Here is a 10,388-nt window from a genome sequence, read left to right as displayed (position 1 = left end):
CCGCAATGCCCCGGGGGGTCGCGACGCGCATGCCATGACGGATATGCGTCTGACCGGGCAGCCCCAGTTGCCAGGGCACCGAGGCCACGACCACGCCCGGGGTGAACAGCAGCGCCGTCTTGAGCCGCAGCGCCGTCTGGTTGTGCAGCGCCTGCTCCCACCAGTGACGCACCAGGTATTCGGGTAGGAAGACGACGACGAGGTCGCGGGGGGATTCGCGCCGCACGCTGCGCACATAGGAGATGATCGGACGGGTGATGTCACGGAAGGGGGAGTCGAGCACCGTCAGCGGCACCGGCAGCTCGGCGTCCTCCCAGTCATCCAGGAGCTGTTCGGCGGCGCCGTCCCCGGTGTCGACGGTGACGGCCTCGATGGAGGTCGGCTGGGTGGACTGGGCGTAGGTGAGGGCGCGCAGGGTGGGCCGGTGGAGGCGGGAGGCCAGAACGATGGCGTGCACGTGGGCGGGCAGCAGCCGCGCATCGTGCAGGTCGTCGATGGCGATCTCCTCGCTGACACGCCGGTAGTGGCCGCGAATGCCGTTCATGATGAGGTAGAGGATCGCCATGATCGTCAGGGTGATCCAGGCACCGCGAGTGAACTTGGTGAGCAGGACGATGACCAGGACGCTGCCCGTGCCGATGACGCCGATGCCGTTGATCACTCGTGAGCGGTGCATGCGCCGCCGGGCCTTGACCTCGGTGGCGGTGGCCAGCTCCCGGGTCCAGTGGCGCACCATGCCGATCTGGGAGAGCGTGAAGGAGATGAACACGCCGACGATGTACAGCTGGATGAGCCGGTTGGTGTTGGCCTGGAAACCGACGATGAAGGCGACGGCGCCGGCCCACAGCACGATGATGCCGTTGGAGTAGGCCAGGCGGTCACCGCGCTGGGCCAGCTGCCGGGGCAGGAACTGATCGCGGCCGAGCACACTGGCCAGCACCGGGAAGCCGTTGAAGGCGGTATTGGCGGCGAGCACCAGGATGAGTCCGGTGACCACGGTGACCAGGTAGAACATGGGCGGGAATCCGGCGAATACGGTGGCGGCGATCTGTCCGATCACCGGGTCCTGGTGGTAGCCCTCGCCCAAGGGCACGCCGTCGTGCAGCAGCTGTGTGGCGGGATCCTCGACCATGTGGACGCCGACGGCGCCGGCCAGATGGATGACGCTGAGCAGCATGGCGGCGGCGATGACGCCGAGCAGCAGCAGGGTGGTGGCGGCGTTCTTCGACTTGGGCCGCCGGAAGCTGGGAACCCCGTTGGAGATGGCCTCAACGCCGGTCAGTGCGGCGCAGCCGGAGGAGAAGGCCCGCAGGATGAGGAAGGCGCCGGCCAGGCCCGTCAGCCCTTGATCCCATCCGGCCTGGGCAACGACCTCATAGGTGGCGGATTCCGCCTGGCCGAGGGATCCGGTGAGCTCCTGAATGAAGCCGACCACGGCCATGACCCCGACGGCGAGCATGTACAGGTAGGTGGGCAGGGCGAAGGCGCCGCCGGACTCGCGGCTGCCCCGCAGGTTGATGAGGGCCAGGAGGGTCACAATGCCGACCGCGATCTCCACCTTGTAGGGGGCCAGAGTAGGCAGGGCCGCCACCAGGTAGCCGGTGCCGGAGGAAATGGAGACGGCGACGGTGAGGACGTAGTCGCTCAGCAGCGCGGAGGCGACCAGCAGGCCGGCACGGTGACCGAGGTTGGTGGATACCACCTCATAGTCGCCGCCACCGGAGGGGTAGGCGTAGACGGTCTGCCGGTAGGAGGCGACCACGATGACGAGCACCCCGACCACGGCCAGCGCGATCCAGGGCGACAGGGCGGTGGCGGCAACACCCGCCACCGCCAAAGTGACAAGGATCTCGTCGGGGGCGTAGCCGACGCTGGATAAAGCGTCGGAGGCGAAAACCGGCAGAGCGATCCGCTTAGGCAGGAGGGTCTCGCCCAGAGCCCGGCTGGGCACCGGACGGCCGACAAGGAGCCGCTTGACGCGGTCGGCGAAGTCACGCACGGACGACGATGCTACGTCCGTGCGTCCGCTGCGCCAAGATTCCGTCGGGCCCGGCCCACGTCACGCCCGCTCCCGGTGCGGCTCACGGCGGAGTACCGTTCACCCCGTGCACTTCGTCATTATGGGCTGCGGCCGCGTGGGTGCCTCGATGGCCTCCCAGCTCGACCGCATGGGTCATTCGGTGGCCGTCGTCGACCAGAACTCCGACGCGTTCCGTCGGTTGCCGGCCACGTTCAACGGCCGCAAGATCAAGGGAATCGGTTTCGATCGCGACGCCCTGGAGCAGGCGGGCATCGATGAGGCCTACGCCTTCGCCGCCGTCTCCAATGGGGACAACTCCAACATCATCGCCGCACGTGTGGCGCGCGAGCTGTTCGGAGTGGAGCACGTGGTTGCCCGCATCTACGACGCCACCCGCGCCGACGTGTACGAACGCCTGGGCATTCCCACCGTGGCCACGGTACGGCAGACGGCCGAGCACATGATGCGGCACCTGCTTCCCGGCGGCACTGCGCGGGAGTTCATGGATCCCTCCGGAGCCGTCGGCCTGGTGCAGCCGGACGTCTCCCCCGCCTGGGTCGGCAGCACCGTCGGTTTCCTCGAGGAGCGGCTGGGGGTGCGCGTGGCGTGGCTCTCCCGCGGCTCGGGCGCCCTCATCCCGCAGGCAAGCACCATTATTCAGGAGCATGACCGCCTCCACCTGGCGGCGACGTCGGAACAGTTGCCGGCCATGCAGCGCGCTTTGTCCCGTCCGCCCGCACAGGAGGTGTGAAGGTGAAGATTCTCATTGCCGGAGCCGGCTCGGTGGGGCGGTCGATCGCCCGTGAACTCATTAGCCACGGACACGACGTCACCCTGGTAGACCGCTCCCCCGATGCCATGCGCATTGCCTCCGTGCCGGAGGCGGACTGGCAGCTGGCGGACGCCTGCGACGTCGAATCCCTGGCCGATGCGGGTGCCGGCGACTGCGACGTCGTCGTGTCCGCCACCGGGGATGACAAGGTCAACCTGGTTGTTTCCCTGCTGGCCAAAACCGAGTACGGGGTGCCGCGCACGGTGGCGCGTGTCAACAACCCCAAGAATGAGTGGCTGTTCGACGACACCTGGGGCGTGGATGTGGCCGTCTCCACCCCGCGCATTATGACGGCGCTGGTGGAGGAGGCCGTGAGCGTGGGGGCGCTCGTGCCCATCTTCACCTTCCACCAGTCCGGTGCGCTCATGCATGAGCTGACGTTGCCGGATGACTCCCCCGTCATTGGCACCCTGGTCAGCGAGGTGGAGCTGCCTCCGCACACGGTCCTGACGGCCATCCTGCGGGATTACCGGCCGATTCGTCCCGGTCGCGACGACCGGTTCGAGCGGGGGGACGAGCTGCTCTTCCTCACCGCTCAGGAGGGTGCGGCCGCCCTGGGTGAGGTGCCGGAGATCTTCACCGCCGTCGAGGAGCCCGCCCCGGCGACCGCGCCCGGTGCCGACGCCGTCAGTGGCGCCGCCGACTCGGTGTGACAACCAGCCACACGAACCACAGGGTGAGGGCGAACAGGGGCACGCCGAGTACGAGGCGGGCGACGCCGAGGGCGCTCACGGCCGTCTCCCCCGCCAGGTACAGGGGCACTTCCACCACCAGCCGCAGTGCGAACATGGCGGCGAGAATGGCCGTGCCGGCGGCATAGCGGCGCCTGGTGGCGGCGCGGGCGGGGTCGGTGCGCCAGCTCCCCCAGCCTGGCCGCCCGGCAGGCGCGGCCGGGGCGTCGGCTGCGCCGGTCCCCTTGGCCTGGTCGGAGCCGCCTGCCGCCGCATGCCAGGCTTCGAGCAGCACCCCCACCAGTGGCCAGCGCACCAGGAGCGAGCCGCCGGTAGCCGCGAGCCACACGGCATTGATGAGCAGTCCGGTGGCGTAGAAGTTCGTGGCGCTGCCCGACCTCCATGCCCACAGGGCGCTGATGCCCGCGAGCGCTGCCCCGCCGAGCACCTGGGTGAGCGGCTGGCGGCCCACCAGCCGAGCAGCCAGGCCCACGGCGCTGACCGTGAGTGAGGCGAGCAGTGCCGGCACCAGGGCGGTGGGTCGCACCGCCAGGATGAGGACGAATACGAGCGTGGGGGCGGCGGACTCGAAAACGCCTCGCCACCCGCCGACGGCCGCTGCGACGTCGAAGCGATCGGCGTCGAGCGTGCCGAGGCCGCCACGCGAGGACGGTACCGCAGCGCTCATGTGCCTTCTCCCAGGATTTCGTAGACGGGGTTGTAGATAGTGGGGCGGCTGCGGCCGGCCACCACCATCCCCTCGGCGCTCACGTGGATGCCCGGGTTGATGCCGGCGATGGCGCGTCGACCAATCCAGACCAGGTCCACCGAGCCGGTGCCGTCGTAGAGCTGGCCGACCAGCATCGGTTTGTCGGAGGCCGGCCGGTAGGTGATGGCGCGCAGCACCCCGGTCACGCGCGCGCGGTGGCGCGGCTGCAGGTCCTCAATGAACGTCGCCCCGCGCCGCGCGGCCGAGTCCGCCTCGTCGGCGGCATTAATGTCCTCTCGACTCGCCCGAAGCGAGCGCAGTCGCGCTGCCAGTCGCCTTCCGAGCGAGTGCTCGCCCCGCCTGCCGCGGCTCATCGCACCTCGGCGATGGTCGGACCCGGCTCCAGCGGGTCGAGCCCCGGCAGGTCCTCGGCCTGGGGGGATGTGGTGACGCCGGGCGCATGCAGCGGCAGGATCTCCCGCGGGGGCCGAGCGGTTCCGTCTCGCACAACGACCGTGTTGTTGAAGACCTCACGCAGCGGCCGGGCGGCTTCGGCGTCGGTGGCCGCGCGCCCCTGCAGGACGCCGCGCAGGAACCAGCGGGGCCCGTCAACCCCCAGGAACCGTGCCGCCACGCTGGCGGAGCGCCCCTCCGGGGTCCGCACCGGCACCTGAGCGAGTATTTCGGTGCCGTGCTCACCCTCGAGTATCTCGTAGGTTGCCTTGGCGCGAGTCAGTTCGGCGGTGATGTCGGCGCGCAGGTCCTCCCAGATGCCCGCGGTGCGGGGGGCGGCGAAGGCGCGCAGTTCCAGGGTTGACCCGCCCAGGATGAGCACGACGGCGGCCGCCTCCGCGCCCTGGCCGGCACGTTCCATGCGGATCTGCATGCCGTCGACGGCGGGGATGCGCAGCGAACCGAGATCGATGCGCCCCGCAGGCGCTGAGCCGGCAGGCACGTCGTCTGCATCCCAGGGACCCGTGCCGGGTTCCTGGGGCGCTTCGGGTTCTTCCTCGACGACGGCTTCGGCTCCGGCGTCGTCACGGTGACGGCGGGAGAACAGGCCCATGAGGTTCTCCTCTCACAGTGGTGTATGGATGAATAATCCGCCAGCGCGGGCGGCTGCGCATGGTCGCGACGGCGGGGTCAGCCGGCGCAGTCCGTGCACACCGGCAGACCGGTGGACTCGTCCACGTAGGCGAGGGAGCTGCGGTGATGTACCAGGAAGCACTCCGAGCAGGTGAACTCGTCCTCAAGTTGGGGGACGACGTGCACGCTCAGTTCCTCCCGGGACAGGTCGGCTCCGGGGAGTTCGAAGCCTTCGGCGACTTCGTTCTCGTCCTCCTCAATCGCCTCCGAGGACTGGTCCTTCTGCCGAGCGGTGAGCTCCTCAATGGAGTCGGCTTCGGGTTCGTCATCGTTCTTGCGCGGGGCGTCGTAGTCCGTTGCCATGGCCTCGTCACTTTCTGTCGTGGACGGTTCTTCAGCTAGGGCACGCGCACCATAGCACCACGTGGCAGTGACGGGAACCGCCTCATTGGGCCGCCAACAGCGGCTGTGGGCGAACAGGCCACCAGCTTATGCGTGCCACACCGCCCCGCCTCCGCGACACAGGGCGGCTGAGATGGCACGCTGAGGCATGTGGCAGCCCGCCTGTCTCAGGCTGCGCAGCGACTGAAGGAGGCCCACGTCCATGATCGAGCTCGAGCTGTTGGGAGCCAACGGCGACACCATCGTCATGACCGACTCGCGCGGTGAGCGCTACAGCATGGTTGTCGACGACGCCGTGCGCGCCGCCGTGAGACGGGCGCGTCCGGCGGCTCTCACCCCGACTCCTCAAACTCCGCCGCACGGCACGAACGTCCGCCCCCGCGAGTTGCAGGCGCTCATGCGCGCCGGTGCCAGCGCCGAGGAGGTGGCCGCCGCCACTGGACTCGACAGCGAGCACGTGCGTCGTTTTGAGGGACCGGTCATCGCCGAGCGCCTCTGGGCGGTGCAGCAGGCGCAGGCCTGCCGTATCGGCTGGGAGAAGGACTCCCCCGTCCTCGGCGAGCTGGCGGTCGACCGCTTGGCCACACGCGGCGTTGAGCCGAGCAGCCTCGAATGGGATGCCCTGCGTGAGGGCCGTGAGCCGTGGCAAATCGTGCTGACCTTCGTGCAGGGCGCGCAGGCCAAGCAAGCGCACTGGGAGCTGGATCTCACGGCCCGCTCGGTGTCTGCCCTCGACGACGAGGCCCGCTGGCTGACCGAGGCGGGTAGCTCGCGCCGCCCCACCGTCTTCGACCAGGACTCGGAAGCTCCCGGCGCCTCGTCCGCCCCCTCGCCTGCCTCCGCCGAGGCTTCACCGCCGCCGGACAGCGAGGCGGACTCAACCGATGCCCTGCTCGCGGATCTGGCCTCCAACCGGGGGCGCCGCGTGGAGGCGCAGCCGCCGCAGGAGGAGGTTGAGGCACCGGTCGAAAGTCCGGATACTCCCCCTCAGGGGCAGGCCCAGGTCGTGTCCATGTCGGAACGGCGCCGCGCTCATACCGGCAATCACCCCGCAGGTAGCCGCCTGCGGGCGCCGGCGGCCTCGCCGACGCCGGATTCGGAGGCTGAGCCTCCCACCCAGGAGGCGCTTCCGGAAATGCCGCCGGCGCCGGCCGGAAAGCAGACCAAGCGCCGCACGCGCCGCTCGGTGCCGTCCTGGGATGAGATCGTCTTCGGTTCCAAACCGGAGTAGCGCGCCGCTGCGGGACGCTCAGTCCCCGGCCAGCAGCAGCGGCACGGTCATCTCCGCTTCGGTGGCAGACCCGTGCACGCCGGGCATGGCCATCGCCCCTTCTGTATGCACACGCGGGTCGACGACGACCCAGTTGTCGGCCATGGCCACCAGCACGTCCCCCAGGACACTGGTGGCACGCTCACTAAGCGGTCCGAAGCGGGTGGGCGCGTCCGCGCGGGTGCCCACCCACAGTGCTCGCTCCCCCAGCACTGTCCGCCAGCGGTCGGCCACCGCCGCAGCAAGGTCCGGATCGGAGCCGGGCACGTACAGCTGGCTGAAACGGGGCTCGCCCGCAATGGCGACGACGTCGCGATTGAGCTCGGGCCAGTCCACCAGGTTGAGGCGGTGGGCGGGGTCGGTGTCGATCATGCCGTGATCGGCGGTGAGCAGGATGCGGGTGCCGGCAGGGACGCGGCGCGCCAGCTCGGCCAGTGCCTGATCGAGGCGCTCAAACTGTTCCAGCCACTGCGGCGAGCGCCAGCCGTGCTGGTGACCCGCATGATCGAGTTCGCCGACGTACAGGTAGATCAGGGGCACCCCCCTGCGCAGCGCCGCTGCGGCGAGCGCGGGACGGTCCTCCAGGCGATCGGCGCCCACGTGGGGGGCGCCTCGCAGCGCCGCCTCGGTTAGTCCTGAGCCGGCGAAGCGCTGCGGGCCGATGGTGACGGCCAGCGGTGCACGCTGCGGGACCTCGGGGTCCGCGAGTCGTTCGAAGATCGTGGGCACGTCCTGCCAGGCGCGGGGGTTGGGGGCGTTCCCGTCCCAGGTGATGAGGCAGAGGTTCTGGTCGGCGCTGGGGACTGTGCCAGCGGGCAGGTCGCGGCCCAGACGCGGGTTGAGCACGCAGTAGCCGACCATGCCGGTGACGCCGGGAAGCGCGCCGGTGCCCAGCGTGGTCAGGGCGGCAGCGGTCGTGGAGGGTAGGCAGGTGCAAGCCGCCGCGCCGTATGGGGCCTGGGACAGCCAGGCACGCAGGGTGGGGGCGTGGCCGCGGCGTTCCTGGAGCTGTTCCATGCCGAGACCGTCGACGAGGACGACGACGATGCCGGTGGCGTCGGCGTCGAGCATGCCCCAATCGGTCGCGGCCGCCCGTGCCTCGGCGTCGGTCAGGGTCCCGGGCGGTCCCGGCCGCAGCGTGAGGCCGGCGCCGACGCCGGCGGCTCCGAGCACCTGCCGCAGTTGCCGGGGCGTCGACGCCGCCGGGCTCATGCCCGCACCGCGGCCTGGGCCGTGGCTGCTGAGAGCACACGGGCGAAGTGCTCGGCGCGGGCCAGGGCCTCATCGCCCTCCACCCCGGCGGCCACACGCACCACGATGTCGTCGGGCACTGACACGCCGGTCAGCCCGTGGTCGGCCTGACAGTCGGGGTCTGCGCAGGTGGCGGGTTCAAGGTCGATGCGGCGCACGGAGCCCCAGGACAGCGCGATCGTCATCTCCTGCAGCCGGCCCCCACCGGCCGCGGGCTCGCTCACACCGCGGGTCAGTCCCACGGACTTGATCCGGGACACGGGCACCGCCTCGCTGGTGGCCAGGGCCCCGGGTAGACCGTCCTCACGGGGGGCGTCGTCGACATGCACAATGATGAGCCGAGTGGGGGTGAGGGCGAGCACGGTGAGGTGGCGGTGGACGGCGTCGTCGAAGACGGTTTCCGCCTGCACCAGGTCCACCAGCACCTCTTCCCCCGCAACGGCCGCATCGAGTGTGCCGAGCACGAGTTCGGGGTAGTAACCGGCCCGCGTCACCTCGTCGACGAGCGACATCGGGGTGGGGGCGTCGTCTCCGGGGCGAGCCTGCGCAGTCCACGTCATGGGACAGATCATGCCATCTTGTCCGTCACCTCCGGGTGTCGTTGCCCCATTGGCGAAGCCGCGCCGAGACAATGCGACTATGCCGAAGTCCGCCCCGCCGACTCCCCCGCCCGCCGACCACCTCATCGTCGAGCAGGACCTGCCCACGGAGATGCGCAGCTCCTTCTTGGAGTACGCCTACTCGGTCATCTACGCCCGCGCCCTGCCGGATGCACGCGATGGGCTCAAGCCCGTGCAACGGCGCATCCTGTTCCAGATGGACCGGATGGGCCTGCGCCCGGATCGCCCGCATGTCAAGTCCTCCCGCGTCGTCGGCGACGTCATGGGGCGGCTGCACCCGCACGGGGACGTCGCCATCTACGAAGCGCTGGTGCGACTCGCGCAGCCCTTCACCATGCGCCTGCCACTGGTGGATGGGCACGGCAACTTCGGCTCCCTGGACGATGGCCCGGCGGCCCCCCGCTACACCGAGGCGCGCCTGGCCGCGCCCGCCCTGGCGTTGACGGCGGACATTGACGAGGACACGGTCGACTTCACCCCGAACTACGACTACACCCTCACCGAGCCGGAGGTGCTGCCCGCCTCCCTGCCCAACCTGCTGGTCAACGGCGCCTCCGGTATCGCGGTGGGTATGGCCACGAACATGCCGCCGCACAATCTCACCGAGGTGGTCGCGGCGGCCCGGCATCTCATTGACCATCCGGATGCCACCCTGGATGACCTCATGGCCTTCGTGCCCGGACCGGACCTGCCGGCCGGCGGCATGATCGTGGGACTGGACGGCATTCGGGAGGCATACCGCACCGGCCGCGGCAAGTTCTCCACCCGCGCCACCGCCCGCATTGAGAACATCACCGCCCGCAAGAAGGGCATTGTGGTCACCGAGCTGCCCTACCTGGTGGGGCCGGAAAAGGTCATCGCCCGTATTAAGGAGACCGTCGCCTCCAAGAAGCTGCAGGGCATCACCGATGTTGCCGACCTAACGGACCGCAAGCACGGCACCCGCCTCGTTATCGGGGTGAAGAACGGGTACAACCCCGAGGCCGTCCTGGCGCAGTTGTACCGGCACACGCCGTTGGAGGACTCCTTCGGCATCAATAATGTGTGCCTGGTTGACGGTCAGCCCCGCACGCTCGGCCTGCGCGAGCTGCTGGACGTATTCGTGCGCCACCGCCTGACGGTGGTGGAGCGGCGCACGCGCTTCCGCCTGGGTAAGCGCCGCGAGCGCCAGCACCTGGTTGAGGGGCTGCTCATTGCCATCCTCAACATTGACGAGGTCATTCAGGTGATCCGCTCCAGTGAGGATGCGGCCACGGCGCGTCGGCGACTCATGCAGGTCTTTGACCTGTCCGAGGCGCAGGCGAACTATATTCTCGAGTTGCAGCTGCGCCGGTTGACCAAGTTCTCCGTCATTGAGCTGGAGCAGGAGCGCGACGACCTGGCCGCGCAGATCGAGCAGTTGGAAGCCATTTTGGCCGATGACAAGCTGCTGCGCGCCACGGTCTCCCAGGAGCTGGCCGCGGTGGCCGAGGAGTTCGGTACGCCGCGACGCACGGTGCTGCTGGAGGCGCCGGGATCCGGTGCGGG

At 69.8% G+C, this 10,388-nt stretch carries 11 protein-coding genes; 4 read left to right on the top strand and 7 right to left on the bottom strand.

Going from position 1 to position 10,388, the window contains the following annotated elements:
* On the bottom strand, window positions 1-1,999 hold a 1,999-nt coding region (locus tag RWX45_RS01690), incomplete at its 3' end, for an APC family permease (RefSeq protein WP_316022058.1).
* A gap of 106 nt (window positions 2,000-2,105) precedes the next feature.
* Between RWX45_RS01690 and RWX45_RS01685 the strand changes: the two genes are divergently transcribed.
* Window positions 2,106-2,771, top strand: a complete 666-nt coding sequence (locus tag RWX45_RS01685) for a TrkA family potassium uptake protein (RefSeq protein WP_316022057.1) — start codon at window positions 2,106-2,108, stop codon at window positions 2,769-2,771.
* Window positions 2,772-2,773: 2 nt separating this feature from the next.
* On the top strand, window positions 2,774-3,505 hold the full coding sequence (locus RWX45_RS01680; protein WP_316022056.1) for a TrkA family potassium uptake protein: 732 nt from the start codon (window positions 2,774-2,776) through the stop codon (window positions 3,503-3,505).
* On the opposite strand, the gene RWX45_RS01675 is transcribed toward RWX45_RS01680, so the two are convergent.
* The 4 genes from RWX45_RS01675 to RWX45_RS01660 form a co-directional block, all read right to left on the bottom strand.
* A complete protein-coding gene (locus RWX45_RS01675; RefSeq protein WP_316022055.1) occupies window positions 3,480-4,211 on the bottom strand; it encodes a DUF3159 domain-containing protein in 732 nt (243 codons plus the stop codon). The genes RWX45_RS01680 and RWX45_RS01675 overlap by 26 nt on opposite strands.
* Window positions 4,208-4,606, bottom strand: a complete 399-nt coding sequence (locus tag RWX45_RS01670; protein ID WP_316022054.1) for an OB-fold nucleic acid binding domain-containing protein — start codon at window positions 4,604-4,606, stop codon at window positions 4,208-4,210. Before RWX45_RS01670 ends, RWX45_RS01675 begins: the two co-directional genes overlap by 4 nt.
* Complete coding sequence (locus RWX45_RS01665; RefSeq protein WP_316022053.1) at window positions 4,603-5,298, bottom strand: DUF3710 domain-containing protein; 696 nt, start codon at window positions 5,296-5,298, stop codon at window positions 4,603-4,605. The genes RWX45_RS01670 and RWX45_RS01665 overlap by 4 nt, the downstream gene beginning before the upstream one ends.
* A 77-nt stretch (window positions 5,299-5,375) precedes the next feature.
* Entirely contained in the window at window positions 5,376-5,681 is a 306-nt protein-coding gene (locus RWX45_RS01660) for a DUF4193 domain-containing protein (protein WP_316022052.1), read from the bottom strand.
* 241 nt (window positions 5,682-5,922) lie between these two features.
* On the opposite strand from RWX45_RS01660, the gene sepH reads away from it, so the two are divergent.
* Window positions 5,923-6,951, top strand: a complete 1,029-nt coding sequence (sepH, locus tag RWX45_RS01655) for a septation protein SepH (protein ID WP_316022051.1) — start codon at window positions 5,923-5,925, stop codon at window positions 6,949-6,951.
* 18 nt (window positions 6,952-6,969) lie between these two features.
* Here the strand turns inward: sepH and RWX45_RS01650 are convergent, their stop codons facing one another.
* The gene (locus RWX45_RS01650; RefSeq protein WP_316022050.1) at window positions 6,970-8,202 is read right to left on the bottom strand and encodes an alkaline phosphatase family protein; all 1,233 of its coding nucleotides are present in this window, start codon (window positions 8,200-8,202) and stop codon (window positions 6,970-6,972) included.
* On the bottom strand, window positions 8,199-8,801 hold the full coding sequence (locus RWX45_RS01645) for a DUF5998 family protein (protein ID WP_316022059.1): 603 nt from the start codon (window positions 8,799-8,801) through the stop codon (window positions 8,199-8,201). The genes RWX45_RS01650 and RWX45_RS01645 overlap by 4 nt, the downstream gene beginning before the upstream one ends.
* 79 nt (window positions 8,802-8,880) lie before the next feature.
* On the opposite strand from RWX45_RS01645, the gene RWX45_RS01640 reads away from it, so the two are divergent.
* On the top strand, window positions 8,881-10,388 hold a 1,508-nt coding region (locus tag RWX45_RS01640), incomplete at its 3' end, for a DNA topoisomerase IV subunit A (protein ID WP_316022049.1).

The organism is Actinomyces sp. MRS3W (genome assembly GCF_032465695.1).
Lineage (GTDB): Bacteria > Actinomycetota > Actinomycetes > Actinomycetales > Actinomycetaceae > Actinomyces.
Note: the sequence above shows the minus strand (reverse complement) of the source record. Positions and strands in the feature narration are given on the sequence as shown.